We start from the raw sequence: 25,041 nt of genomic DNA, 5'->3' as shown, positions 1-25,041 counted from the left end.
AAAATGGCTTGCTTTTTGAGTTTATCTTTTACCTGACTTGTCCATATTCCAGAAGTCTGTCACAGCTCCGCGAGAAGCGGATGATACGATGTGGGCATATTTACCGAGGACACCACGGCTGTAAAGTGGTGGTAAGGTTGTTTCTGCCTTGCGTTTTTCAAGTTCTTCTTCGGATACGGCCATGGAAATTTCTTTGGTATCTTGGTCAACCGTAACGATATCACCTGTACGGAGGTAGGCAATCGGTCCACCATCCTGAGCTTCAGGAGCGATATGTCCGACAACCAGACCATAAGTACCACCAGAGAAACGGCCATCCGTCAAGAGAGCAACCTTGTCTCCTTGACCTTTACCAACAATCATGGATGAAAGGGACAGCATCTCAGGCATACCAGGACCACCCTTAGGTCCCACGAAACGAACAACGACTACATCGCCATCAACGATTTCATCTGTCAGAACGGCCTGAATAGCATCTTCTTCTGAGTCAAAGACCTTAGCTGGTCCAACGTGACGACGCACTTTAACACCTGATACCTTGGCAACCGCACCGTCAGGGGCAAGATTCCCGTTCAAGATGATAAGCGGACCGTCTGCACGTTTTGGATTTTCAAGTGGCATGATGACTTTTTGACCTGGAGTAAGATCTGCAAAATCAGCTAAGTTCTCAGCAACTGTCTTACCAGTACATGTGATACGGTCTCCGTGAAGGAAACCATTCGCCAAGAGATATTTCATAACCGCAGGCACACCACCGACTTCATAGAGGTCTTGGAAGACATACTGACCAGATGGTTTCAAGTCGGCCAGGTGAGGCACACGTTCTTGGATTGTATTGAAATCCTCAAGTGACAAGTCAACATTTGCGGCGTGGGCAATGGCAAGCAAGTGAAGAGTGGCATTTGTAGAACCACCGAGAGCCATGGTTACAGTGATGGCATCTTCAAAAGCTTCACGAGTCAAGATATCAGATGGTTTGAGACCAAGCTCCAGCATCTTAACAACAGCACGTCCTGCTGCTTCGATATCTTCTTTCTTATCAGCTGATTCAGCTGGGTGAGATGAAGAGCCTGGCAAGCTCATCCCTAGAACTTCGATAGCAGTCGCCATGGTATTAGCTGTGTACATACCACCACAACCACCAGGGCCAGGACAGGCATTACATTCAAGACGTTTCACGTCCTCAGCTGTCATGTCACCGTGGTTCCATTTTCCGATTCCCTCAAAGACAGAAACCAAGTCAATGTCTTTGCCATCAAGATTTCCCGGTGCAATGGTTCCACCATAGGCGAAAATAGCTGGAATATCCATATTGGCAATGGCAATCATAGAACCAGGCATGTTCTTGTCACAGCCACCGATAGCAACGAAGGCATCCACGTTGTGACCACCCATCGCAGCCTCAATAGAGTCCGCAATGATATCACGAGATGTCAAAGAGAAGCGCATGCCAGGCGTTCCCATGGCAATCCCGTCCGCTACGGTAATGGTTCCAAACTGTACAGGCCAAGCACCTGCCGATTTGATACCCTCTTTAGCCAATTTTCCGAAATCATGCAAGTGGATGTTACATGGTGTATTTTCCGCCCAAGTCGAAATCACTCCCACAATCGGTGTTTCAAAATCCTTATCTGTCATACCAGTCGCTCGAAGCATAGCACGGTTTGGTGATTTAACCATGCTGTCATAAATGCTACTGCGGTGACGTTTATCTAATTCAGTCATCTTATCCCTCCCATTTCAGTTTTTACCATTATAGCACATTTTAAAGGCAATGAACAGAATAAAATTCTTGAATTTTCAGAAAATTCCGATTAAAAACTTCTAATTTTTTCATCTTTTTTTGTCAAGTAACTTTACTTTACAAAAAAAATGTGTTATCCTAGTATGGTTGATGAAAATCAGTAGATTGAATCGAATTTAAATACCTAAAGGAGAAAAGAAAATGGCAGTACCTGCACGTCGCACCTCAAAAGCGAAGAAAAACAAACGTCGTACACACTACAAAGTAACAGCTCCATCTGTAAACTTTGACGAGACTACTGGAGATTACTCACGTTCTCACCGCGTATCACTTAAAGGATACTACAAAGGACGTAAGATCGCTAAAGCTGCATCAGCTGAATAATAGAAGGGAGATACCATGCGCGTAAATATCACACTTGAACACAAAGAATCTGGTGAACGCTTGTACCTTACTTCTAAAAACAAACGTAACACTCCAGACCGTCTTCAATTGAAGAAATACTCACCAAAACTTCGCAAACACGTTGTGTTTACAGAAGTTAAATAAGCATACCTAGCTCAAAACGCCTTACTGGGCGTTTTTTGCTTTATTGGTTAGCGATCTATAACTTTTCAGGAGAGATTTATGGCATTTTATCTTTGGATGTTCCCTCTACTCTTTATCTTTCACGATATGGAAGAAATTATCGGTCTTGTCCCTTGGATTCATCTCAACGAAACCTTGCTGGCTCAAAAGGCTCCAGCTATTCTCAAGATTCACAAAGGAATTACAACAGAGGGATTTGCCCTTGCTGTTTTTGAAGAATTTTTCCTTGTCTTATCCATCACTTTATTAGCGTATTTTACTCAATCTAGAGCGCTCGAATTAGTTTGGTTAGGAGGATTTGTGGCCTTTGCACTCCATCTCTTGCTCCATATTGGACAATCAATTCTTCTCCGTAAGTATATCCCTGCTCTCATCACTTCTATCCTTTGTTTTCCTGTCAGTGGTTATTTGATTACAGACATCGTGCATTTGTGGCAGGTTTCGACTAGCGAATTTTTCCTATTTTCACTGGTCGGTTCAGGCATCGTCGTCATCAATCTCCTCTTTGCTCTCTGGCTCGGGAAAAAGTATTCCGCCCGGCTTGCCCATTGCCATTAACAAAAGAATCTGAGACAAAATGGTTCTCAAATTCTTAGTTATAAAAGAGAATAGGCGGAACCGCCGAATGTCGCCCCCACTAGCTAAGTAGCGCGTTGGTAATAGATATTTTGTGTCCTACTATATAGATATACTTTCATGCCACTAATTCTTGTTATTACATAGAGACAAACAAATTAATTATTCCAAGCGATTCCTGATAATTTTACTATATTACAAAGATAATACAGTAGTCGTTTTAACATCGAGATGAATTTTTCCTGTTACCTAATAGTATCCTTTTAGGTTAATTACCAATTATTTATGAAATTCTCTGTATGCCATATGTTACTGTTCTATACATAATTAGTCTTTTATAACTGATACGGAACCATTTGAGCTAATTGCTCGACAACAGTCTGTATAAACTTCGATAAAATCATATCCTCCATGTAAAGCAATGCTTTTGGCTTTATCGAGTCCACCAGGTAATATCTCTCCTAGTTTATAATGCTCAATGATTTCTCCAACTAAGTCTAGGGTGTGCGCTTCGTAAGGTGTTCCTAAATAACATTTTGCTACAAAACCTAGGAGAATTCCATTAATATCCACATCTGGGAATTCCGACTTGATTGTATTAATAATTTCATTTACTTCCTTTTTATTATGAACATGTCCTCCTGCATCTAGTTGATGAATAGCATCCATATATTCTTTAGACCGTGATTTTCTTAGAAGCCTATCTAAACTCAATTTATCTATTTGTGGTTGTTTTAAGTTAGAAGTCATGATATGGCTTGCTTGTGTTTGTTTTTGGGATTGGTATGGATTTAACATTGGTCTAGGCATCTATTTTTCTCCTAATCGTGTTATAAGTTATATTTTGCAATTTAAGATTCCTTTTAATGGTACTCTCAGAATAGATCTTCATTTAAGGAATTATAAAAATGGACACGAAACTGAGATTACAGTTACCGTGTCCAAATAATGAACTTATTAAACAAGTACTTTTCTTGTTTTAAGTCCACTTTGTTTATGAACAAGTCCCTCTCCACCGATTGGTTTTCCAGATGCAGGAACAGCTCTTTCTTTCCCCCAATCTCTAATAGCCTCAATTTTTTCTGGGCTAGTTTGAGAGAGTGGGACTACATTATTGAAAGCATTCATGATATTCTCTTCGTTGAGAATAAAATTGTTATTAGCGATAGCTCGGTAAGCTAAATCTCTAACTGTCGATTCTAAGTCCGCACCAGTGAAACCATCACTTATTTGAATGATATTATCAGCAAACTCTCCTTCAAATTCTAGACTTAAGTATTTTTTAAAATACAAAGCAAGTATTTCTTTACGCTCATCTGCAGTAGGTAAATCAACAAAGAATAACTCATCAAACCTTCCTCGACGGAGAAGTTCTGATGGAAGCATAGACACATCATTAGCTGTTGCAACTACAAAAACTTGTTTTTTGCATTCTTGCATCCAGAATAAGAATTGACCAACCATACGAGTAGATACACCGCCATCATTAGCGCCTCCAGTAGCTCCTGACAGTCCTTTTTCTATTTCATCAATCCATAAAATACATGGAGATACATTCTCAGCGGTAGTTAGAGCATCTTTGAGTTGCTGTTCAGACTGACCTACATAACTTCCTTGAACCGTTGCAAAATCTAAACGATATAATGGAAGTTTCCAGTTAGCGGAAATTGATTTAGCAGATAAAGATTTTCCGCATCCAGGGACACCTACTAGGAGTATTCCTCTAGGTGGCTGCAATCCTTTCTCACGTAACATATCTTTCTTTTCGGGAGTTAGCAATTCTTTCTTTTCATCAAGCCACTTCCTTAATCCTTCAAGTCCTCCGACATCCTTTACAGAATCATCTACAACGATTTTTTCTAGACCAGATATATCAGAGAATAGGCGATCTTTTGCAAATCTTATCTCATCTAAATCAGATTTTCTTATGCACTTATTTGCAATCAAAGCGGCGATAACGTTCTCCGCCTCAATTTTAGTTACCCCATTGAGAGCTGCTGCAGCTTCTCGAATATCGGAGTTGTCCCATTCAATCTGGATATCGTTTCTATAGTCGTCAATGTATTCTTGAATTATTGAGTACATTTCCTCTTCGTTAGGTAAATCTATTTTTACTGTCATACCTTGCCGTTGAAGTTGATTCCAAATAGGGGTATTGGTAAAAACTATCACAACGCCTCCAGTTTCATTGGCTAGATTGACCAGTGCTAAGACTTGTTTAGAATCGCTATTTTCATTACTAAGATCCGGAACTTCTGTCAGTACAATAGTTTGGTATTGTTTCTTTTGCATTTGGTCCGTCATGTAATCTATTGCACCATAAACAGATTTATCATCGTTAACATTCTTACCAGAACTAAGATCATACACACCTTTGGTGAGAGTATGTACGTTGAACGGAAGTTGTAATTCTTCAGATATTTCCTTTAACATATCTAATGTTCTACTTGGCTCAATGGTATTGATAGCAATAAAAGGAATTCTTGCAAGTGAATATCTCGTAAGAAGTTCTTTGCTTTTTACTATATTGCTCATTTACTGTTCACCTTTATTTAAAAAAGAATTAATTTTATGATTTCTAATAATACTTGACATTTTCCCGCTTCGGTCCTGTTTTGCAGATTCTTCTAAAGATTTTTGCATACTATTAGCTTGTTCTATAACGAGATTTAGGTAGTGTTGTCGCTCTTTATCCGGAATTACAGGAAGATTGATTGCTTCAGCTAAGAACGTCATTTCTTTTCTCAAAGAAAGAATTGCTTGAATAATAGCTCCCTCGTATCCTTGGGATTTTAGTAAATCATTTTGAAACTTATCTGAAGCTACATTCATACGGTAATTAACAGCGTCAATTAACTTTGTAGAGAAACGTTCTGCCACACCGTATTGCCATTCGATAGTTCCAGATTTCATCATTTTTAAAACTGTTTCATCATCATCTTTATTTTTAAAAATAGCTAAGACATTTACCCATTCTGCATATGTTTGTGGTTTATTCATTATTTTTGCCGTTTCCTTCTGACTAGCAATTGTGGGGGCACAATATCCCATGAAGGGAGTCCCTCAGCAAACACGCTCATAGGTTCTTCAGTGATATCTTCTTCAGTATTAATGCTCTTAAATGGAGTGGTGTTATTAGATGATAGCTTACTATCGCCTTTATATTTTTCATCCATGTCAATTACCTCCTCAAATTTTAATCTTTCTATTAGATGATGCCAACTTGTTTACATATTGTTCAGGTCTTATTTGTTCGAGGAAATCAAGAACTTTAGTGCTTTCAGCATCTTTCTCTGAGAATTCAATTCTAAAGTCTACAATTTCAGCTAGAGTAGCTCTTATAATTTGTTCACCATTCACTCTTTTATTCTCGTATTGTTCTTCAATTTTCTTGCGATTCGTTTCAATGTTTTCAATATTAGATTTATGCTTAAGAACCATAACAATCCCTGCTATAATAGCTATTAAACCTAAGAAAATATTCCCAAAAATCATCATTAAACCGATTACTCCGATAGCTATACCACCATACAAAAGGAATTTATCAAATAAACTTGGGAAGTAGTTTGACAAAGTTTGTTCTTTTTCAGAGTCAATCTGAGAATTGAATTTTTCAATCAACTCGTTTTCGTTTTGGCCATCTGTTGATTTATCATTAAAAGTATCCACATTAATTTCAATTTCGTAAGGAATCTTCATGCGATTTTTTGCAGTAACGTCATTATAAGCGTTTGTTGCCCAATCACGAGAAAGAGCCAGTGCAAATTTTTGGGTTGATATACTTGAGTGAGAAGATTCGGGTTTCATTGCTGCATCGGTAAGCAACTGGGTGAAGTCTTTATGGGTTTCAAATGCAGTCACCTCAATATCCATGTTTTGATGAGCACGGTTGTCATCTCCTCCAAAGTCAACCACAAACTGCTCGAATTTTTCTTGTTTTCGAAGAGCTAGTTCCTCGTTATCAAAATCAGTCACAAGTGTGTCTAAAATATCATCTAATTGTTCTTTGACGCTTTCTGTAGACCCTTTTTTCTCAAAAATATCAGTTAGATAGTTTAATATTTGTTCATGGAGATGAGCACCTTCTAAAATATCCTCTAGAACAGGCCAACTATTACTATATTTTCTTAGGTTAGGGTATAAATCTTCATCTAGTTCTCTTCTTTTTAAGTTAATGGCTTCGGACCATTGTTCTGTTTGCTGTTCAGTAAAACCAGGTTTTTCTTCAAGTCGACTGAGCCATTCATTCATTTGACGTGAGATGACTCCTTCGGTATCAGCTCCCAAGAGTCCACTCGCAAAAGCATCTAAGATAATTATAGAATTTCTGTCGAGATTTTCTTCATCTTGATTAGCTAGATAACGTTGAGTCCACTTAAGGCATGCGTTCTTTCTGTTAGCTCTTCTACAAATTAAGGCAAAGAAAAGGGAGGTTTTTTCATCGTTTCGTTTAATCCCTTCCTTGACTGCTTTTTCAGCTAACTCAGGTTGATTATTTATCCATGCTGCTAATGCAACTAAGCATGGAGCAAGCCAGTAACCTGGAGTTGATATCATTAGTTCTTCTGTTGCAGTGCTGATTGTTTCCTTTTTGACAATTCCTAAATCATCAGCTTGTAAAATCCCTGTGGTAGTACGACGAACAATATCATAATGTCCATATTTCTTCTCAATTTCCTGACGGATTTTTACCAGTCGAGTTTCAGCTTGTCCTAATCTATTAGCTTTTTGTTGGATATTCACAAATTCATGAAATTCTTGTGCTAAACTACCAATTTCATCATAAACGATTTGAAGATTTTCGTTTGCTACATCAACTCTAGCATCAATTGTTCGTAATCCTTCATGGATAGAGCGCAAACTTTTCTCGATTTCACGAAGATCAGCTTGATGTATTATTCTTTCAGCCATAATATCCCCCTTGTTAATGATTTCCAAATTAATTAGAAAAAATTTTGACTAATTTTCTAAATAAACTATCTTAAAATCATTTTGATTTTTTCCTTATAGAAAAAGAATATCATAATTATTTTATTAATTCAACTTATCATAAGAATGAAGCGAAAGTATTTGATTCACGCTGACCTTATAGTTACTCGATAGGTATTTTTGGTATATAGAAATCGATTATCATATCAATGAGGCTCTAGCGCTTGAATGGTCTGATATTGACTTAGATAATGCCATTGTGCATATCACAAAAACACTAAACTATAATCAAGAACTCAATAGTCCTAAATCAAAATCTAGCTATCGTGATATCGATATAGATCAAGCGACTGTTAGTATGCTGAAGCAGTACAAACATAGACAAGTACAAGAAGCTTGGCAACTTGGGCGCTCTGAAACTGTAGTCTTTTCTGACTTCATAAATGAGTACCCCAATAATCGAACTCTACAAACCAGGTTAAGAACTCACTTTAAACATGCTGACGTACCTAACATTGGTTTTCATGGTTTTCGCCATACTCACGCTAGTCTCTTGCTTAACTCTGGAATACCTTACAAGGAACTTCAGCACCGTCTAGGACATTCCCAATTATCTATGACCATGGATATATACAGTTATCTCTCAAAAGAGAACGCAAAAAAAACAGTCTCATTCTATGAAACTGCACTAAAAAGTTTATAACTGAACAAACCCAGAAATCAACGTTTTAAGACAAAGCAAAAAGCCCACTGTTGTAGGCTTCTTACAATATAAATTCTTATCTTAAAGCATCTTGTTGTAGAATTCAACGACAAGTGCTTCGTTGATTTCTGGGTTGATTTCGTCGCGTTCTGGTAAGCGAGTCAATGAACCTTCCAATTTTTCAGCGTCGAATGATACGAATGCTGGACGTCCAAGAGTAGCTTCTACTGCTTCAAGGATTGCTGGAACTTTCAATGATTTTTCACGAACTGAGATCACTTGACCTGGAGTTACGCGGTATGATGGGATATCAACACGTTTTCCGTCAACAAGGATGTGACCGTGGTTTACAAATTGACGAGCTTGACGACGAGTAGTCGCAAGACCAAGACGGTAAACAACGTTATCCAAACGACGTTCCAAAAGAAGCATGAAGTTGAAACCTAGGATTCCGCCTTTGATTTTTGTTGCTTGTACGAACAAGTTACGGAATTGTTTTTCACCTACACCGTAAGTGAAACGAAGTTTTTGTTTTTCAGCCAATTGCAAACCGTATTCTGACAATTTAGAACGGTTGTTTGGTCCGTGTTGACCTGGTACGTAGTTACGACGTGCCAATTCTTTACCTGTACCTGTAAGTGAAAGGCCAAGGCGACGAGCTTGTTTCCAAGATGGTCCTGTATAACGTGACATGTGTATGTCCTCCTGATATAAATAATATTTCGGTGGAAATAGTCACTTAGAAAGCCCTGATTCGTGCAGATGCCCTTCGCCTAAACAGCCAAGGTTACTTGTCATAAGACACCTGTTGACGAGCTTCATGCTTTCCTGCTGCTATTTCACACAAAGGCTATTGTACCATGAAAAGCTAGATTTGTAAAGGGATTTATAAGTTGAACTAAATTATTTTAATATTGCAGTGTCAACAAACAGCACTCCCTCTATCTTTCTAAGTGGTTTTTTAGAATGAAAATAGAGTGAGGAACATCTGAAAAGACTTGACTTAAAAATTCTAGATGTTGCTTGTCTTCACTATCCAAAGATACAGTATGCTTTACATTTACAGTGCCATCATTATTCTCAATAATTTGATGACCAAAAAGAATATCACCGAATGGAGTTGCCGTTTTATCCCAAAATTCTTCAAGAGGTTTTACAAGCGTGAGCTGATATTCCATAGGGGGCATTCCTTCGAGTTCCATAGTTCCGTATGAACCCGTCTCAAATCCACCTTTTAATGTAATATTTTTTAAATCTTCTTCCCAATCATACCACTTTTCAATATTTTCATAGTAGGCCCATACATCTTCTTTTGATGCTCTTATGTTTAAACTAAAACTAAATTCCATTTTGACACTCCTTTTAATATAAGTGTACTTATTATAAAACAACTTATAATGTTTGTCAAATGATTTTTCATCATAGCATTAGCATTTCCTCTAAATAGTCTACTTGATTAGGTTCTACTTTTCATACTGATAAAATGGGATAAGAACGATGTCTTGGTCGTATGGCTTGATTTTCGCTCTCTTATTTAACCATTTAGGCAATAGTGCAATTCCTTTCCCGTTTTCAACTAAGCTGATAATGTTCTCAAAAGAATCAATTTCTACAACTGATTTTAAATGAGCAAACTTCATTAAGCTTTGTTTTCTAAAAGGACAATTTTCATCTTTATTAACGAATATAGGCATTTCCTCACTAGTCTTTATGATACTTGAACAAGCATAAACTGACTCAATATGTCCGATAGTCTCATCATAATACTTTAAATTTTCAATTTTTTGAAAGCAAAAAATTTTATCAAAGTCTTCCTGATGAGCAATGATTGGTATATCCGAAGTTTTTTGGATATTAATCTCACTTTTATCCAAATCAATTGTTTGTGAATTATTAATATCGTGATTGAATAACAATTCTGAAATTAAGACGGATATTTTCGAGGTTTCACATTTCTTTTTTAATTTCTCTAAATTGTTAGAAGTTTCCTTACAGAATTGATAAAATAAGTCTCCACTTTCTGTCGGAACTAAACCATTATATTTTCTGTAAAATAATTTCGTATCTAATTCAGTTTCAAGCACCTTTAATCTAGCACTGAGATTAGATTGCGCATATTGTAAGATCTTTGAACTTTTGTTTATTGACCTTGTCTCATAGATTGTCACAAAAATACTCATATCATTAAAATTCATTTAAAACACCTTATCACTTTTTATGATAATTATATCATTTTTAAGTATTATTCAACATGATAAAAATCATTTATACTGTCAATAGTTCATTAGAAAAGGGGTACTGCTATGCAAGCAATGCAATATACTATAAAATTGCCATCAGATTATGATATGGATATCATTAGACAACGTGTCCGAAATACAGGTCATTTAATGGATGGATTCGACGATTTGTTTTTCAAAGTTTATTTAATCTCTGAAAAATCTGAAGGCCAATTATTTAACAGTTACTGTCCGCTATATATTTGGAAAAATACCAACGGAATGGCAAAATTCATATTTGATGGNTACTTTGATCATATTTTAAATTCGTTTGGCTGGCAAAATATTGAAATCGGAGTGACTTCATCAGTCGAAATATCTGATCATTTTGACTCAAGTAAATATGCTACATTGGAAGTCATTGATATAGAAGCATCTGAAAGTTTAAAATCCTTTGCCATTTATGAGCAAATGCAAACCAACGAAAGTGGCAAAGTTGTTATTTTTAATCCTGATAAATGGAAAAAATGTATCTTTACTTTTTATACCAATAAACCCGACACACAACTACCAACATTTGAAATTTTGCACATTTCACAATAAGCACCTATGATAAGTAGTAGGGAAACGCCTGAGCAAACAATTTTTCATTTTTTGCACACTATGATAGTATACTTGCTCTTCCCAAAATTGTATGACCTTTACTGTCATCGGCTGAATGAAAAAATCGTTACGACATGTAACGATTTTTTGGCTATGATATTAACTCAATTCCGCGATAATAGCCTTCAGTTGCTCCTTAGTATGAACACCAGCCCCGTATAAATCTGACACCCCCCTAGTGTCAGATTTGAAATCACCTGATTTATCAACCATTCTAGCAACTGTGTCATCTTGTAAGAGACCAAGGTAAATTCGATTAGCTAGATTTCCTGATTTACTTGTAGATTGTTGAACCTCATGAATTAATCCATACTCTGTGAGTTGCTTCTTAATTCTTAATAGGATAGATTTTGAACAGTTAAGGATCTTCATCAAATTAGAGTTAGAATATACCAAATAGATATTTCCATCTTCATCAATCCAATTATTCTTGAAAGAAAGATCTAGTCTATCTTTAAGCATAGCATAAGCGACTTTTGCATCTAACCTCATATCTTCATAAATAGGATTTTCAAACAAAACCTTTGGTAAGGCATAAAAGCGATCAGATGTCTGATAATGGCTGGCACTAATAAACTGAATTTGTCTCATCAATTACACCTCTTTCAGTCTAAAGTCACCGTTCACGTTAAATCCTATCAATCCAAAGGCCTCAAGTTCTTCTATACTTGCTATTATTTCTTTTCGTGTTGAACCTGTTTCCTTCATCAAAAACTGGATTATCATCTCTCTTAAAATTCTCTCCTTACTATTTACCTCAAAACACTAGACGCTTACTACGACTTTATTTCAAATTGAGGCTGAATGTAAACTTGCTTCCTAAGCCATATTGACTTTCTGCTGTGATTTCGCCACCAAGCTGATGGGCTAGTTCGCGTGCAATCGCAAGTCCTAAGCCATGCCCACCTGTCTTCATATTGCGTGAAGTTTCTACACGATAAAGTCGTTTAAAGATCTTTTCCAAATCCTCAGGAAGGATCCCCTGACCCTCGTCTTTCACACTGATTCTCAGCTCTTGTTCTGTTAATTGGGCAAGAACCTCGATTCTGGTTCCTGGTTCTGAATATTTAAAGGCATTGTTTAACAAATTGACCAGAATGCGAGAAAGTTTGTCAGAATGGCTCTTGATTTTCGCTGACTCAGGTGATACTTGAATGTAAACATCCCGCTCCTCTTGTTCAATCTGGAGTTGAAATTCACTCATTGACTCAATCAACAGCTGATCTAAAAAGACCTCTTCGACTTCCTCATCAGCAGTTTCTTGAGGTTGTGTATTAAGAGTCAAAACATCCAATTCCTCAACTAGCTTGTTTAGACGCTCAGTTTGCCGACCAATCGTGGTTAAGTAGTGAAACCGTTCCTCTTCCTTAACCACTCCATCTAGAATTCCCTCCACAGTAACCTGAATGGAGGTAATGGGAGTTTTAATATCGTGAGAGAGCTGCGCAATCATCATTCTCTTTTCTTGCTCGCTCTCATCAAGTGATTGAAAGGTAGCTTGCAAATTGTGAGACATGTCATTAAAAGCCTGGCCCAGCTCTTGAAATTCTAATGGGCCCTTGGTTTCAATTTCTGTGCTGAAATCCTTGCTTGCTATATCCTGAGCTTGTTTTTTCAAATGTTTCAGAGAAGAGAACACTGGCGACAAAAGAAAGATGCTCACTGCAGCGCCAATGAAACTAGCAATCAAAGTCATTCCAACTAGAAAGTAAACTTCACTTTTCTCAATCAACATCCGTTGGACTGCCCAGAAAACGACCAAAATCGTTAGTAGAGTCGACACTAGATACCCCACTAAAATATAGTTTTTTAATTTCATTTTCTACCTCTTGGTTTTTCCATCTTATAGCCCAAACCCCAGACAGTTTTGATAGCAGGAGCATTTGAATTTGTATACTTGGTCAACTCTTGCCTCAAAGCATGGATATGAACATTGAGTGTATTGGTATCATCCACATAGTCCTCTTGCCATACCTTCTCGTAAAGTTCCGTCTTTGAAAAGACTCTCTCAGGATTGCTGGCTAATACCCATAGAAGTTCAAAGGATTTCACGGTCAATTCCAAAGGTTGATCCCCAATGCGAACCTCATGAGTCACATGGTTGATTACCAAGTCACCAAACTCGATCTGTTCTGTCTCTCTTCCACGGCTAAGACGACGCAAGATATTATTTACTCTTAAAACCAATTCGCGTGGGCTAAAGGGTTTGACTATAAAATCATCTGCCCCCAAACTTAATCCATAAATCTTATCCTGTTCGCTTGTCTTAGCAGTTGTAAAGAGGAAGGGTTGATCCGGAGCGATATACTGAACTTCACTGATAAAATCATAACCATCCATATTGGGCATCATGATATCTGTAATAATGAGGTCGATAGATTTTTTTCTGAAAAGTTCTAATCCCTCCTTACCATCATGGGCGACCAAAACATCGTAACCTGCCTGTATAAGATAGCGGTTTTGAATATCTAGAATATCTATCTCATCATCAACCAGCAAAATTGTCTTTTTCATCCGACACTCCTTCGATAAAAACAGTGTTATACTTGCTTTAGTATAACACTATTTTCCCTAATGTTTAAGTGATTTGAATCTTAATCTTCTCGTTTGGTTGTCAAACCCAAAAGTCCAACAAGACCTGCCAAGGCTAGACCAAAGATACCAAGGCCAGCTGTAGCCGTTTTAGCTTCCCCAGTATTTGGTAGCATCGCTTTATCATCTTTTTTCATCATATTAGCCATTGGGCTAGAAGCTGGTTGATCTACTTTCATATCTGACATATGGTGATCTGTACCCATCATACCCTCAGTCGTGCCTGTAGAGCCTGTTTCAGAAGGCTTCGTATTCATCTGATCTGGTTGAGATGGTGTTGTCGCCATTTCTTTTCCACGAAGTCGAATCGTTACTTGACGAGTAGCAATCAGATTGGTCAAATCAGGTTTGCCATCTTTAGAACCATAGACCTTAACAGTAGCTTGGTAAGTGTGAGTGCCATTGGCACGAAGTTGATCTAGAAGGGCTTGTCCTTCTTTGCCTGTCGTGTTGCCATTCAAATCCACTTCGTAGAAATATTGGCCTTTAGCCAAGCCTTCAAGTGGCAATAGAGCAGGATTTTTAGCTGTTCCGTTGTCTGACCATGGGGCTTTGTCTGATGCTTTTAACAAGAGGCGAGTCAACATACCATCTCCACCAAAAGCTTCGTATGGAATAACTTGGTTGACACCGGCCAAGAAAGGTCCAGGAACCTTAGCCTTATCAAGGTAGCTAGCTGGAACATCAATCATGTCTTTGATATTGTTAACAACAGACTCTTTAACCTGACTTGGTGTGGTTAAACCATTCAAATTAACAGTCAAATCTTTAGTTGCTACCAGATTAGTTAAGTCAGGCTTGCCGTCTTTTGAACCGTACATCTTGATGGTAGCCTTATAGCTTTGCGTACCATTTTGTTTCAAGAGGTCAAGCAACTCTTTATCTGATTTTCCTTGGGTGCCTGCCAAGTCTACTTCGTAGAAGTAAAGACCTTTGCCCAATTTCTCTACTGGTGGAAGGGCGGGATTTTTAGCTGTTCCGTTGTCTGACCATGGAGCCTTATCAGAGGCTTTCAAGATAAGACGAGTCAACATGCCGTCACCAGCGAAGAATTCATATGGAATGACTTGGTTGACACCAGCTGTGAATGGACCTGGGAAATTGGCTCTATCCAAGTAAGAAGCTGGGACATCTACTGTGTCTTTGGTGTTGTCAGCCACACCTTTTTGGACTTCAGCTGGGGTGGTCAAACCATTCAAATTAACAGTCAAATCTTTAGTTGCTACGAGATTGGTTAAGTCAGGCTTGCCATCTTTCGCACCGTACACCTTGATAGTAGCTTTATAGCTTTGTGTACCATTTTGTTTCAAGAGGTCAAGCAGCTCTTTGTCAGATTTTCCTTGAGTACCAGCCAAATCTACTTCGTAGAAGTAAAGGCCTTTGCCCAATTTCTCTACTGGTGGGAGAGCTGGATTTTTAGCTGTTCCGTTGTCGGACCATGGAGCCTTATCAGAGGCTTTCAAGATAAGGCGAGTCAACATGCCATCACCAGCGAAGAATTCGTATGGAATGACTTGGTTGACACCAGCTGTGAATGGTCCTGGGAAATTGGCTTTGTCAAGGTAGCTAGCTGGGACATCTACTGTGTCTTTGGTGTTGTCAGCCACACCTTTTTGTACTTCAGCTGGGGTGGTCAAACCATTCAAGTTAACATCCAAATTTTTAGTTGCTACGAGATTAGTTAAGTCAGGTTTGCCATCTTTTGCACCGTACACTTTGATGGTAGCCTTATAGCTTTTCGTACCATTTTGTTTCAAGAGGTCAAGAAGCTCTTTGTCAGATTTGCCTTGGGTGCCTGCCAAGTCTACTTCGTAGAAGTAAAGGCCTTTGCCCAATTTCTCTACTGGTAGAAGAGCGGGATTTTTAGCTGAACCATTGTCTGACCATGGAGCCTTATCAGAGGCTTTCAAGATAAGACGAGTCAGCATACCATCTCCACCAAAAGCTTCGTATGGAATAACTTGATTGACACCAGCTGTAAATGGGCCTGGGAAATTGGCTTTGTCAAGGTAGCTAGCCGGAACATCTACTGTGTCTTTGGTGTTGTCAGCCACACCTTTTTGGACTTCAGCTGGAGTGGTCGCTGATTTCGCTTCACTGGCTTCACGGTCTTGTCCAGAAACTGTAGACGCAGGACTTTTCACAGGTTTAACTGCATCTTCTGTTTGTTTCTTAGAATCTGGCTTTGCTTGCATTTCTTCTTTTGGTGCTACTACTGGCTCTTTAGCAGTTGCGTCCGCTTTTTCTGAAGAGCTTGTCGTATCCTCACTTGCTTTAGGTGTTGGAATAGACTGTTCTGAAGGAAGAGCTACATCGACTGCTTTTTTGAGAACCTCTGCTGGTAAGTCGCTCTTTTCACTCACCGAAGCAGCGTCTGGCACTACTTGGGCAGGAGTCGGATTGACGACATCAGCACGCGCAGAACTTGGTTGACCAACTAGGACAAAGAAGCCACTGGCCACAACAACTGAAGCAACACCGACACTAAGACGGCGAATTGACCAACGAGTATATCTCTGATTTGGATTGAATTTCATAGGATTCTCCTTAGAGTTTTCTTTTTTTGATGACTCTAGTATAATCTCCTAAAATTAAAAAGGATTAAGAAAAAGTTAAAATTTTTCTTAAATCCCTCTTATAAAATACTTATATTGATTCATTAATCATTGGGGAAGAAAACAGCCCTCCCTCTCCTACTCACTCAGCTCTGTTAGAGTATCCAAATGTTGGTTATTAATCACCGCCATGATATAGGCGCCTGACCGTAAAAGGTCATCAGGACCGAATTGAACATCTAGAGGAGCATTTTCATAGTCACGAAATCCAAGTACATTGAGGTTGTATCGTCCACGTAAATCTAGCTGGCTAAGGCTTTTCCCTGCCCAAGATTGGGGGATTCTCATCTCGACAATTGAAACATTCTTGTCCAACTGAAAGACATCTACGCTGTTATGGAAGAGAATTCTCTGCGCTAACGAACGTCCCATTTCAAATTCCGGTGAGATGACAGAGTCCGCACCAATTTTCTCCAGTACCTTTTTAGCCATGTGACTTTTTACCTTGGCAATGACGGTCGGCACCCCGAGACTTTTACAGTGCATGACTGCAAGAACACTGGACTCCAGATTTTCCCCCGTTGCAACGACTACGGTATCGCAGGTGTCAATTCCCGCTGATAGAAGGAGTTCTTCATCCGTGATATCCCCAACTACCCCACGCGCCAGCACGGGTTCAAATTGATTAATGCGCTCCTCGTGGTCATCAATAGCAATGATATTCATATGATGCTTGGCAAGAGCAGCCAAAACACTACTCCCAAAAATTCCCAAGCCTAAAATTCCAATCGTCCGATCTGACATCGTTCTTCCTTTCTTATCCAATGGTGATATCTGCTTTCATATAGTGAATCAAATCTTTCTTGTCTGGCTGGTATTCTGCTAAACTGACCAGTAGTGTCAAGGGGCCAATACGGCCGATAAACATCAGCAACATAACGATGCTGAGGGCTATCTTGCCTAGCTCTGGTGTTAAATTCGCCGTCACTCCAACTGTCGCAAGGGCTGAAATGGTCTCAAACATGAGGTAGATAAAGCGCGGATTTCCTTCTGCTGTTATCCCCAGCAGAATCAAGCCCAGCAAGAATGTTAGCAAGAAGATAATAAAGACACTAAAAGATTTTTGCACGGTTCGAGGTTCAATAGTTCTCCGAGCCACATTGGCATGAGGTAAGCCCAATAGTTCGCTACGAGCGAAGGCCAACAAGACAAAGAAGGTCGTAATCTTGAGTCCCCCTGCCGTCCCTCCAGGTGCCCCACCCAGAAACATCTGCAAGATGTAGATCAGCAGGGTGACCGGTCGAGCCTGGGTGTAGTCAATAGAGGCAAAACCTGCTGTCCTCATACTGACAGTCTGGAAAAAGCTAACCAGCAGTTTCTCTGGGACGCTGAGATTCCCAATCGTCCCTGAATTGTTCCACTCAATCAAAAGGGTTGATACCGTTCCAAAGAATAAAATTCCCGCTGTTAAAAAGAGAACCAGCTTAGTATGAAAGCGAAGACGGCGTTTTTTCTTTTTCCCAAACTGGGTCGCTAGGTCAAACCAGACCATAAATCCTAGACCACCCGTTATAATCAATCCTGCAATCACTAGATTGATCAAAGGGTCCGTCTGAAAGACTGCCAGACTCGTACTTCCAAAATTATCAAATCCAGCATTGCAGAAAGCTGAAATAGCCAAAAAGATAGAGGTTAACATCCCTCGACCCCAGCCAAATTCAGGAATGAAGCGGAAACTCAGTAGAAAGGCACCGAGCCCTTCTACCAGAAAAGTCGTCAAAAAGATCGATCGGATGAAGTCCTTTAAGGACTGGGTTTCCCCATAACTAAAACTTTCTTGAATAGTCTCACGGCTACGAAGACTGAGCTTTTGTTTCCCTTGGATATAAAAGATTCCGATAAAGGTCATAAGCCCCAAACCACCGATCTGGATTAAGAGCATACAAATCAACTGGCCCCAGATATTGTAAGTAGAGGCCACCGGCTGGGTGAAGAGCCCTGTCACACAGACCATGGACACAGTCGTAAAGAGATGGTCAAAGTAGGTCGCTTGTGACGTTGCTGCTTGAACCCAGGGTAGGCTTAAAAGGAGCGAGCCCAAGAAGATAACTAAGGCAAAACTTAAAAAGATGCGACGAGCTGGCGATAATCGAACCAGCGTCGTCTTGATTTTTTCCAAAAAAGATTTGAATAACATAGCTACATTGTACCATAAAAACAGTAAGAGCACTCACATGTAGTGCACAATGGCAAGACAGAGTTCGAGTGCCTTATCAAAAGCTTCAGAACCCCAGTCGCGACTGTCGTAGTTGTCCAGATCTGCCAGGGAATCTGCGGTAAAGAGCAGTTCTCCCCAGACAACCCCACGTAGTTGAGCTACTGCCGCAAGAGCAGAGCACTCCATCTCCACAACAGCACAGCCTTCTTCCTTACGATAGGCAACCTTTTCAGCTGTCTCTCGGTAAAAACCATCTGTCGTCCAGGTCATAACTTCCTCATAGGGAATGCCTCTTTGCTCAAAGACTTGCTCAATGGCAGAAACAGCCTCAATCTGCATCTCCATATAACGAGAAGGTGCTACATAGTGGTAGCTAGTCCCCTCATCTCGCAGAGCGCGAACAGGGATGAGAAAGGCATTCTCCTCTATATCGGCTAGGACGCCACAGGTTCCAGTGGATATGATTTGCTCCACACCATAGCCAATCAACCAATCCATAAACTGGGCCGCTGGGGCAGACCCAACGGGCGCCTGGGCCAGACAGATCTCCTCGCCCTTGTAGTTGAGGATATAGACTGGATAAGTCTTGGTGGCCGAAACGAACTCACCAACACAATCCGCCCCTACTTCCTGAGCATAGCGATCAATCTCTTCCTCCAAAAACGCATAGATGCACTTCTTTGGCAACTTTAAGTCTAAACCCTCGTGATTGGGCATAAGGACCGCTTGGGGATTGTCGTCAAACTCTAAAATGGGAATCGCATGCTTCTGAATCATAGCCCACCTCCTCTAATTTTGTACTATTGTATCAAAAGCTGACGAAGTGTCAAGGAGTTGTCTTTAGCAAGCCAGAAATCTCCTCTTCCATACACTTGAGAAATCGTTGCACCGCTGGAGAAGTCGGTTTCTGTTTTGGCAAAGTCATTGAGGACTTATGAAGAATACCAAATCCAACAACAAAAAAGACATGAATCTGAAATAAGCAGCACATGTCTTTTTTAGCTTGTTTGAAAGTCAAGTAAATAAATCTTAGCTCTTCTAGAACTCCCTTATTTCCACAAACCACCTAAAATCTGTTTTTCTAATAAGTCTAGGTCCTCTTCCTTTATTTCTCCGTTGTCGCTAACGATATAAAGTTGAGCGAAGTAAGCCAACAATGGACCAACACAAATACGAACCATTTGAGGAATCGTTAACTCTGGATTTACACGTGGATCTGCTAGCAATTCTTTATGAAGCACTCGAAGTTTATCTTGAATAGCATTCCAGATAAAAATCTGTTCATTTTTTAGTTTCTTATTTGAAAAACTCTCCTGCAGAATGATTTTCATCAAAGCACGATTTTTTTTGAGATAGCTCATACGATCGTGGACGAGATAACGAACCCTCTCTTCTGTCGTTTCAAAAGCTAAGAGTTCCTCAAAAAAACTACCGAAAATGCCTGGGACTACAGGATGTAAAATAGCCGTCAGTAAATCATCCTTCGTCTTAAAATACTTAAACAAAGTTGCCTGACTTAGTCCAGCACGCTCAGCTATGTGAAGAGTTGAGGTCCCATGGTAACTCCTGGTTGATATGAGATCCACTGCTGCCTGCATGATTTTTTTCTTTCCTTGAGGGTAATTCGCTTCTTCTAAGTAATCTTCAAACGATTCAAAAACAGTCTTATCCATCTAATCTTCACACCTTTTTAGCATTATTTATGTTGATTTTTAAACTTTACGATAACGACGCAATCCAACAATATTAAGAATTGTTAAAATGATCAAGAAAATCATTAAAACACCAAGATTTGGCAAAATATCACCAAGATTGTGCCCGTAAAGAATAATCTGGCTTATTGCATCACCAGAATAGGTTAATGGCAAAAATTTCCCCACAGTTGGAGCCCATTCTCCCATGGATGACAATGGAATAATCCCTGAGAAAAAGAGTTGAGGCATAATCACGAGAGGAATAAATTGCATCATTTGGAATTCTGATTTTGCTAGAGTAGACAAGAGAATTCCAAAAGCTAGTGCTACAAGAGCCAGTACCACATTAACTATTATAACATTTAAAATATTTCCTACAACTTCTACATCTAGTAGCCAAATTGCTGCTAAGACGACAACTGCCGTTTGAAAAATCGCAATAATACCGTAAGACAACATATAGCCATAGACGATTTCAGAACGTTTCACTGGGGTTGCTAACAAGCGATCCAAGGTTCCACTTGTGCGCTCTTTCAAAAGTGCCATACCAGAAATCAAAAAGACAAAGAAAAAGACCACAAAGCCAATTAAAATTGGAATCATATGTGCAAAGAATCCAGTATTTTTATCTCCATATTGGTAAGATTCTTTGATTTCAGGCGCCTTTGCATCTAATTTCAATTGTGGAAGAGCTTGTTTGACACGAGATAATAACTGATCGGTGCCTTCATTGACGATACTTGTTCGTAACACTTGTCGTGTCATAGTTGTTTTAGAAGCATCCGTATTTGCGTAGTCGACCTGATACTCACCATCTTTATACGATATGACTGCATCTACTTTCTCGTCAGCTAGAGATTTTTTAGCCTGATCTAAGTCTTGATAAGTCTCGACGTCCACATGATCGAGCTCATCCATTTTCGTTACCAAACCAGTTGGTAAATCTTGTGTCGCTAACTTGACATTCACGGTTGTACTAGCTGAAAACATGAGGTTCATCAGCCACATAATAAATACCGGCGCTACAAACATCATAGCCAAGGTTCGTTTGTCACGAAGCAATTCTTTGATAACTTTTTTAGCAATAGCAATGGTTCTCATCTTACTCTCCTTCTGCCTTCAAAAATACTTCTTCAATACTTGAAACTTGATAACTATCTTTTAAGTGTTGCGGTGTATCAAAAGCAATGATTTTTCCACCTAATAACAAGCCGACCTTATCCGCTAACTCTGCTTCATCCATAACATGGGTAGTAACTAATATCCCAATCCCATTGTCTCTAAGCGCGAATAATTCTTTCCAAATTTTCTTTCGAAGAGAAGGGTCGATTCCAACTGTCGGTTCGTCCAAAATCAAGAGCTGAGGATTCCCCAGAAGCGCGATGGCTAAAGACAAGCGTCGCTTCATTCCTCCAGAATAACCGGATACCGTTTTATTCAAATGCTCTGTCAGATCCACAACTTGAGCCACATGGGCAATTTCAGCTGTCAGATCTCTTTTGGATAGCCCTTTTAGCTGACCAAAAAATTCTAGATTTTCTTGACCTGACAAAGCCTCATATAAGGCATCTGACTGGGCCATATAACCAATATCTCCTAAAATATGGCGATTGGGCATAGTGTGATTTAACACTAAAGCTACGCCTCCATCAGCCTTTTCCATTCCTAACGCAGTCTTAATCATAGTTGATTTACCAGCACCAGACGGACCAATTAAGCCTATTATTTCTCCTGGCTGCAATTCAAAGCTGACATGATTCAGAACTATTTGATGGTCAAAAGATTTTACTAAATCTTGTAAATGTAGTAATGTTTTCATTTACTTCCTCCTTGGTGAGTGATTACTCACTTACTAAATATAAACCTATTATAGTGAGTAATCACTCACTTGTCAAGAAAAAATCTGAATTTTTTTAAAAATAAAGCACCAGATATTATTATCTGATGCTTATAATGGATAGCTATTGCTTTTAGAGCTGTTTCTAAATCTCTTCTCGATACTCTGAAATGGTCTTTCCTGTCCACTTTTTAAAGGCCTATTCTTCCTCTTCTTTTCTCAGCTAATCCTACCATCGTCATTGCCATCGCAACTCTAATGACCTTGGCGATGGAAATTCATTTTACTCATTTTTATATGAAACAGACTAAGAAATTTTCAAGACCTAATTGGGAGTTGTTTTAGCTACAATCCATCTCTCAAACATAAAAACTCTCCCTTCTCTTTCGAGAAAGGAGATTCTTTTTTATCCTCGTCCGCCAGGGGCTGGACCGCCAGGACCACCATTTCCTTGAGGGCCTTCATTTGGTCCACCGCCTCCAGGCATAGAGTTGACGATTTCCGTTTGTTTTTCGCCGTTGAGATAGATATCCCCGCCTGTGTAGGTCGCTGTTCCATCAAAGTCAAAACCTGTTTGACCAATCATTTTAATGGTTCCACCTGTAACCGTGATATCCCCGTTTGAGTCGATTGGGTCTGTATCCCCTTGACCAACTTCTACTGTCAGGTTCCCACCGTTCATGGTAAAGAAAATCTCACTTTGTTGAGCATTTTTGTTAGCCGCATTGACACCATCATCTGTCGCATAGACATTTATATCGCCGTCGTTTATGGTGATGGATTTTCCTTCTATCCCTTCTGTTGAATTCTTGACGGTATAGGTACCGCTATCAATCACTAGGTTACCAGAAGCGTGAATTCCATCATCTCCTGCTGTGACTGTTATATTGTTGTTGGATAGGTACATGGTTCCGACTGAAGTATCCTCGTCATTGTCCACCTTTACGCCATCTTCTTTGGCATCGATGGTCATAGTCGCACCAGTGATATTGAGTTCATCATTGACATTAAAGGCATCGCCAACTGCTGTGATGTTATAGATTCCACCCGTAATATGGAGGGTGTCGTTGGCCTTGATACCATTGTTCTTCTTGCCATCTACATTGAGAGTTCCTTTCCCGTTGATGGTCAAATCCACCTTAGAAAAGAGAGCTGTGTCTGCTTTTTCGTCGCTGTTAGAGCTTGAGTCAGAGAGACTGTTGGTGGTTCCCTCTGCTAGAGTTAAATAGACGTGGCCGGCCGATGTCGCAGATATCGCTGCATTGGTATTGGTCATGGTCGCACCTTTTAGGACTAGGTGAACATCTGCCGACTTATCTGCCTCGACCTTGATCTGCACTCCGTCAGACTGACCTGAAATCACATAGGTTCCAGATTTTGTGATGGTCACTGTTGATTCAGAGACTGTCACCCCATCTCCAGAGACGTTTGCTGATGAGCCAGATAGCTCAATCTTAGAAGCTGCGCTTTCGTCATAAGAGGTATCATTGTCCTTCTCTGTAAAATAGGATGATTGGTTTGTCTTTGTTGAAGTTGTTGTTGCACTATTTGTCGTTGCATTGGTATTGGATGTAGTTGTTGACTGGGCACATGCTGCCATCAGCACCATTGCCGTTAAACTCGTTGCGAGTAGGGTCCATTTTTTTGATTTCATACCTTTTTCCTCTCCTTCGTAGGATATAGCTAGACAGTCTACAGAAGATTTCTGAAACGAAACTAAAACTTTTCTGAAAGTTCCCTTAAATTTAGTTTGGATTAGATTTCACCTAGTAATTTTTTAAAAAGGACTGCTAAAAACAATTTTTGAACTCTAGACTACCTTTAATAGATTTTTAAAACCAACATCCCTCAGTGCGATGTTTCCTTGACCAAGAAAGCAAAAAAGAAGAAAAATTTATAAGATTAGAGTTCATAAAAAGAACAGTCCAGGCTGTTCTTTTTAGTTTTCTTTTACTGGTATTTCCTTGATAACACGCGCAGGATTCCCACCTAGGACAACATTGTCTCCAAAAGACTTGGTAATCACGGCCCCTGCTCCTGCAACGACATTATTTCCCAGTGTCACTCCAGGAAGGACAATGACGCCACCTCCAGCCCAGAAATTATCTCCAATGGTGATGGGCTTGCCATATTCGACCCCTGAATTGCGTTCATCCGGATCCAGTGGATGGAGTGGAGTTAAAAACTGACAGTTGGGGCCAAGCATGGCGTTGTTCCCGATGCGAATCGGACAAACATCCAGCATGGTCAAATTCCAATTAGAATAAAAATTTTCCCCTAGATGGATATTGACTCCATAATCGACCACCAAGCGTGGATTGACATAGAGATTTTCCCCAGTTGAACCAAACCAACTTTTGATAATCTCCGCCCCTTTCAAGGGGTCTAGTTCCTGGTTGAAATCCGCCTGCTTCTGACGTGCTGTCTGAGTCAAGGTCCGCAACTCGGGATCAAACGGATGATAGGGCTCTCCTGCTATCATTTTCTGGTATTCGCTGGTCATAGCATCACCTCATACTTACTTTAGCCCCATCATATCAAAAAGCCTTTGAAAGGTCAAGAATACTATAATATCAAATTTTCGGACACTATCAACGCTCACTTATTCTTGCAATTTATCGATTAGAAATCGTTCGCTTTGTCTATATCAATCACAATGTATTTGTTTACATGATGTTGTAAAAAAGTGATTTCCAAAATGGAAATCACTTTTTATTCAGCAA

The 25,041-nt window shown here is 39.5% G+C and carries 25 protein-coding genes and 3 pseudogenes; 6 read left to right on the top strand and 22 right to left on the bottom strand.

The genetic code is table 11. The features are described 5' to 3' along the window. Window positions 1–21 precede the first annotated feature (21 nt). A complete protein-coding gene (ilvD, locus tag D8847_RS03815; protein WP_125840660.1) occupies window positions 22–1,725 on the bottom strand; it encodes a dihydroxy-acid dehydratase in 1,704 nt (567 codons plus the stop codon). Window positions 1,726–1,945: 220 nt separating this feature from the next. Between ilvD and rpmF the strand changes: the two genes are divergently transcribed. The 3 genes from rpmF (at window position 1,946) to D8847_RS03800 (ending at window position 2,890) form a co-directional block, all read left to right on the top strand. Continuing rightward, the gene (rpmF, locus tag D8847_RS03810; protein WP_000290417.1) at window positions 1,946–2,128 is read left to right on the top strand and encodes a 50S ribosomal protein L32; all 183 of its coding nucleotides are present in this window, start codon (window positions 1,946–1,948) and stop codon (window positions 2,126–2,128) included. Window positions 2,129–2,143: 15 nt separating this feature from the next. After that, window positions 2,144–2,293: a 50S ribosomal protein L33 gene (gene rpmG / locus D8847_RS03805; protein ID WP_001265622.1), complete on the top strand. Its 150-nt coding sequence runs from the start codon at window positions 2,144–2,146 to the stop codon at window positions 2,291–2,293. Between the two features lie 78 nt (window positions 2,294–2,371). Beyond that, the gene (locus D8847_RS03800; RefSeq protein ID WP_125441856.1) at window positions 2,372–2,890 is read left to right on the top strand and encodes an HXXEE domain-containing protein; all 519 of its coding nucleotides are present in this window, start codon (window positions 2,372–2,374) and stop codon (window positions 2,888–2,890) included. Between the two features lie 345 nt (window positions 2,891–3,235). Here D8847_RS03800 and D8847_RS03795 read toward each other — a convergent pair whose 3' ends face one another. From D8847_RS03795 to D8847_RS03780, 5 genes are all read right to left on the bottom strand, one after another. Further along, entirely contained in the window at window positions 3,236–3,718 is a 483-nt protein-coding gene (locus tag D8847_RS03795) for a hypothetical protein (RefSeq protein ID WP_125840659.1), read from the bottom strand. 147 nt (window positions 3,719–3,865) lie between these two features. Then, window positions 3,866–5,443 carry an AAA family ATPase gene (locus D8847_RS03790; RefSeq protein ID WP_125840658.1) on the bottom strand — a complete coding sequence of 526 codons (1,578 nt, stop codon included), beginning with the start codon at window positions 5,441–5,443 and terminating at the stop codon, window positions 3,866–3,868. Further along, on the bottom strand, window positions 5,444–5,908 hold the full coding sequence (locus D8847_RS03785; protein WP_001039967.1) for a hypothetical protein: 465 nt from the start codon (window positions 5,906–5,908) through the stop codon (window positions 5,444–5,446). Beyond that, window positions 5,908–6,084, bottom strand: a complete 177-nt coding sequence (locus D8847_RS10625; RefSeq protein ID WP_000343799.1) for a hypothetical protein — start codon at window positions 6,082–6,084, stop codon at window positions 5,908–5,910. Before D8847_RS10625 ends, D8847_RS03785 begins: the two co-directional genes overlap by 1 nt. Before the next feature lie 13 nt (window positions 6,085–6,097). Next, window positions 6,098–7,819: a hypothetical protein gene (locus tag D8847_RS03780; protein ID WP_125840657.1), complete on the bottom strand. Its 1,722-nt coding sequence runs from the start codon at window positions 7,817–7,819 to the stop codon at window positions 6,098–6,100. A 220-nt stretch (window positions 7,820–8,039) separates the two neighbouring features. Between D8847_RS03780 and D8847_RS03775 the strand changes: the two are divergent. After that, a pseudogene (locus D8847_RS03775) lies at window positions 8,040–8,540 on the top strand (site-specific integrase); the annotation flags it as partial. 81 nt (window positions 8,541–8,621) lie between these two features. Here D8847_RS03775 and rpsD read toward each other — a convergent pair. The 3 genes from rpsD to D8847_RS03760 form a co-directional block, all read right to left on the bottom strand. After that, window positions 8,622–9,233 (bottom strand): 30S ribosomal protein S4, encoded by a 612-nt coding sequence (rpsD, locus tag D8847_RS03770; RefSeq protein ID WP_000092756.1) that lies wholly within the window; start codon window positions 9,231–9,233, stop codon window positions 8,622–8,624. A gap of 248 nt (window positions 9,234–9,481) precedes the next feature. Further along, the gene (locus tag D8847_RS03765; RefSeq protein ID WP_125840656.1) at window positions 9,482–9,889 is read right to left on the bottom strand and encodes a polyketide cyclase; all 408 of its coding nucleotides are present in this window, start codon (window positions 9,887–9,889) and stop codon (window positions 9,482–9,484) included. Window positions 9,890–10,003: 114 nt separating this feature from the next. Continuing rightward, window positions 10,004–10,735: a LysR family transcriptional regulator gene (locus tag D8847_RS03760; RefSeq protein ID WP_125840655.1), complete on the bottom strand. Its 732-nt coding sequence runs from the start codon at window positions 10,733–10,735 to the stop codon at window positions 10,004–10,006. A gap of 108 nt (window positions 10,736–10,843) precedes the next feature. Between D8847_RS03760 and D8847_RS03755 the strand changes: the two genes are divergently transcribed. Beyond that, complete coding sequence (locus D8847_RS03755) at window positions 10,844–11,362, top strand: DUF4865 family protein (RefSeq protein WP_185756567.1); 519 nt, start codon at window positions 10,844–10,846, stop codon at window positions 11,360–11,362. Window positions 11,363–11,566: 204 nt separating this feature from the next. Here D8847_RS03755 and D8847_RS03750 read toward each other — a convergent pair. From D8847_RS03750 to D8847_RS03705, 11 genes and pseudogenes are all read right to left on the bottom strand, one after another. After that, window positions 11,567–12,013: pseudogene (locus tag D8847_RS03750) on the bottom strand (replication initiator protein A); the annotation flags it as partial. Between the two features lie 3 nt (window positions 12,014–12,016). Continuing rightward, window positions 12,017–12,148 (bottom strand): hypothetical protein, encoded by a 132-nt coding sequence (locus tag D8847_RS10765; RefSeq protein WP_000586623.1) that lies wholly within the window; start codon window positions 12,146–12,148, stop codon window positions 12,017–12,019. 58 nt (window positions 12,149–12,206) lie between these two features. Next, entirely contained in the window at window positions 12,207–13,241 is a 1,035-nt protein-coding gene (locus tag D8847_RS03745) for a sensor histidine kinase (protein ID WP_125840653.1), read from the bottom strand. Continuing rightward, window positions 13,238–13,936, bottom strand: coding sequence for a response regulator transcription factor (locus tag D8847_RS03740; RefSeq protein ID WP_000751227.1), 699 nt, complete (start codon window positions 13,934–13,936; stop codon window positions 13,238–13,240). The genes D8847_RS03745 and D8847_RS03740 overlap by 4 nt, the downstream gene beginning before the upstream one ends. An 80-nt stretch (window positions 13,937–14,016) precedes the next feature. Then, the gene (locus tag D8847_RS03735; protein WP_125840652.1) at window positions 14,017–16,551 is read right to left on the bottom strand and encodes an SSURE domain-containing protein; all 2,535 of its coding nucleotides are present in this window, start codon (window positions 16,549–16,551) and stop codon (window positions 14,017–14,019) included. 156 nt (window positions 16,552–16,707) lie between these two features. Next, the gene (locus D8847_RS03730) at window positions 16,708–17,373 is read right to left on the bottom strand and encodes a potassium channel family protein (RefSeq protein WP_001283889.1); all 666 of its coding nucleotides are present in this window, start codon (window positions 17,371–17,373) and stop codon (window positions 16,708–16,710) included. Window positions 17,374–17,386: 13 nt separating this feature from the next. Continuing rightward, entirely contained in the window at window positions 17,387–18,766 is a 1,380-nt protein-coding gene (locus D8847_RS03725) for a TrkH family potassium uptake protein (RefSeq protein ID WP_125840651.1), read from the bottom strand. A 33-nt stretch (window positions 18,767–18,799) separates the two neighbouring features. After that, complete coding sequence (locus D8847_RS03720) at window positions 18,800–19,564, bottom strand: nucleoside phosphorylase (RefSeq protein WP_125840650.1); 765 nt, start codon at window positions 19,562–19,564, stop codon at window positions 18,800–18,802. A gap of 272 nt (window positions 19,565–19,836) precedes the next feature. Further along, window positions 19,837–20,460, bottom strand: coding sequence for a TetR/AcrR family transcriptional regulator (locus tag D8847_RS03715; RefSeq protein ID WP_000361924.1), 624 nt, complete (start codon window positions 20,458–20,460; stop codon window positions 19,837–19,839). A 39-nt stretch (window positions 20,461–20,499) separates the two neighbouring features. Then, entirely contained in the window at window positions 20,500–21,582 is a 1,083-nt protein-coding gene (locus D8847_RS03710) for an ABC transporter permease (protein ID WP_125840649.1), read from the bottom strand. 1 nt (window position 21,583) lies between these two features. Beyond that, on the bottom strand, window positions 21,584–22,300 hold the full coding sequence (locus D8847_RS03705) for an ABC transporter ATP-binding protein (RefSeq protein WP_125840648.1): 717 nt from the start codon (window positions 22,298–22,300) through the stop codon (window positions 21,584–21,586). Between the two features lie 228 nt (window positions 22,301–22,528). On the opposite strand from D8847_RS03705, the pseudogene D8847_RS10850 reads away from it, so the two are divergent. Next, window positions 22,529–22,663, top strand: a pseudogene (locus D8847_RS10850) (low temperature requirement protein A); the annotation flags it as partial. A gap of 61 nt (window positions 22,664–22,724) precedes the next feature. Here D8847_RS10850 and D8847_RS03695 read toward each other — a convergent pair. Both D8847_RS03695 and D8847_RS03690 read right to left on the bottom strand, forming a co-directional pair. Next, window positions 22,725–23,972, bottom strand: a complete 1,248-nt coding sequence (locus tag D8847_RS03695) for a carbohydrate-binding domain-containing protein (RefSeq protein ID WP_125840647.1) — start codon at window positions 23,970–23,972, stop codon at window positions 22,725–22,727. A 285-nt stretch (window positions 23,973–24,257) separates the two neighbouring features. Then, entirely contained in the window at window positions 24,258–24,821 is a 564-nt protein-coding gene (locus D8847_RS03690; RefSeq protein ID WP_125840646.1) for a sugar O-acetyltransferase, read from the bottom strand. Window positions 24,822–25,041 lie beyond the last annotated feature (220 nt).

Source organism: Streptococcus mitis, from assembly GCF_003942795.1.
Taxonomy (GTDB): Bacteria; Bacillota; Bacilli; order Lactobacillales; family Streptococcaceae; genus Streptococcus; species Streptococcus mitis_BJ.
Note: the sequence above shows the minus strand (reverse complement) of the source record. Positions and strands in the feature narration are given on the sequence as shown.

Excerpts from the sequence above, each read along its gene's own strand:
- ilvD (WP_125840660.1), bottom strand. The coding sequence starts at position 1,725 with ATGACTGAATTAGATAAACGTCACCGCAGTAGCATTTATGACAGCATG.
- rpmF (WP_000290417.1), top strand. The coding sequence starts at position 1,946 with ATGGCAGTACCTGCACGTCGCACCTCAAAAGCGAAGAAAAACAAACGT.
- rpmG (WP_001265622.1), top strand. The coding sequence starts at position 2,144 with ATGCGCGTAAATATCACACTTGAACACAAAGAATCTGGTGAACGCTTG.
- D8847_RS03800 (WP_125441856.1), top strand. The coding sequence starts at position 2,372 with ATGGCATTTTATCTTTGGATGTTCCCTCTACTCTTTATCTTTCACGAT.
- D8847_RS03795 (WP_125840659.1), bottom strand. The coding sequence starts at position 3,718 with ATGCCTAGACCAATGTTAAATCCATACCAATCCCAAAAACAAACACAA.
- D8847_RS03790 (WP_125840658.1), bottom strand. The coding sequence starts at position 5,443 with ATGAGCAATATAGTAAAAAGCAAAGAACTTCTTACGAGATATTCACTT.
- D8847_RS03785 (WP_001039967.1), bottom strand. The coding sequence starts at position 5,908 with ATGAATAAACCACAAACATATGCAGAATGGGTAAATGTCTTAGCTATT.
- D8847_RS10625 (WP_000343799.1), bottom strand. The coding sequence starts at position 6,084 with ATGGATGAAAAATATAAAGGCGATAGTAAGCTATCATCTAATAACACC.
- D8847_RS03780 (WP_125840657.1), bottom strand. The coding sequence starts at position 7,819 with ATGGCTGAAAGAATAATACATCAAGCTGATCTTCGTGAAATCGAGAAA.
- rpsD (WP_000092756.1), bottom strand. The coding sequence starts at position 9,233 with ATGTCACGTTATACAGGACCATCTTGGAAACAAGCTCGTCGCCTTGGC.
- D8847_RS03765 (WP_125840656.1), bottom strand. The coding sequence starts at position 9,889 with ATGGAATTTAGTTTTAGTTTAAACATAAGAGCATCAAAAGAAGATGTA.
- D8847_RS03760 (WP_125840655.1), bottom strand. The coding sequence starts at position 10,735 with ATGAATTTTAATGATATGAGTATTTTTGTGACAATCTATGAGACAAGG.
- D8847_RS10765 (WP_000586623.1), bottom strand. The coding sequence starts at position 12,148 with ATGATAATCCAGTTTTTGATGAAGGAAACAGGTTCAACACGAAAAGAA.
- D8847_RS03745 (WP_125840653.1), bottom strand. The coding sequence starts at position 13,241 with ATGAAATTAAAAAACTATATTTTAGTGGGGTATCTAGTGTCGACTCTA.
- D8847_RS03740 (WP_000751227.1), bottom strand. The coding sequence starts at position 13,936 with ATGAAAAAGACAATTTTGCTGGTTGATGATGAGATAGATATTCTAGAT.
- D8847_RS03735 (WP_125840652.1), bottom strand. The coding sequence starts at position 16,551 with ATGAAATTCAATCCAAATCAGAGATATACTCGTTGGTCAATTCGCCGT.
- D8847_RS03730 (WP_001283889.1), bottom strand. The coding sequence starts at position 17,373 with ATGTCAGATCGGACGATTGGAATTTTAGGCTTGGGAATTTTTGGGAGT.
- D8847_RS03725 (WP_125840651.1), bottom strand. The coding sequence starts at position 18,766 with ATGTTATTCAAATCTTTTTTGGAAAAAATCAAGACGACGCTGGTTCGA.
- D8847_RS03720 (WP_125840650.1), bottom strand. The coding sequence starts at position 19,564 with ATGATTCAGAAGCATGCGATTCCCATTTTAGAGTTTGACGACAATCCC.
- D8847_RS03715 (WP_000361924.1), bottom strand. The coding sequence starts at position 20,460 with ATGGATAAGACTGTTTTTGAATCGTTTGAAGATTACTTAGAAGAAGCG.
- D8847_RS03710 (WP_125840649.1), bottom strand. The coding sequence starts at position 21,582 with ATGAGAACCATTGCTATTGCTAAAAAAGTTATCAAAGAATTGCTTCGT.
- D8847_RS03705 (WP_125840648.1), bottom strand. The coding sequence starts at position 22,300 with ATGAAAACATTACTACATTTACAAGATTTAGTAAAATCTTTTGACCAT.
- D8847_RS03695 (WP_125840647.1), bottom strand. The coding sequence starts at position 23,972 with ATGAAATCAAAAAAATGGACCCTACTCGCAACGAGTTTAACGGCAATG.
- D8847_RS03690 (WP_125840646.1), bottom strand. The coding sequence starts at position 24,821 with ATGACCAGCGAATACCAGAAAATGATAGCAGGAGAGCCCTATCATCCG.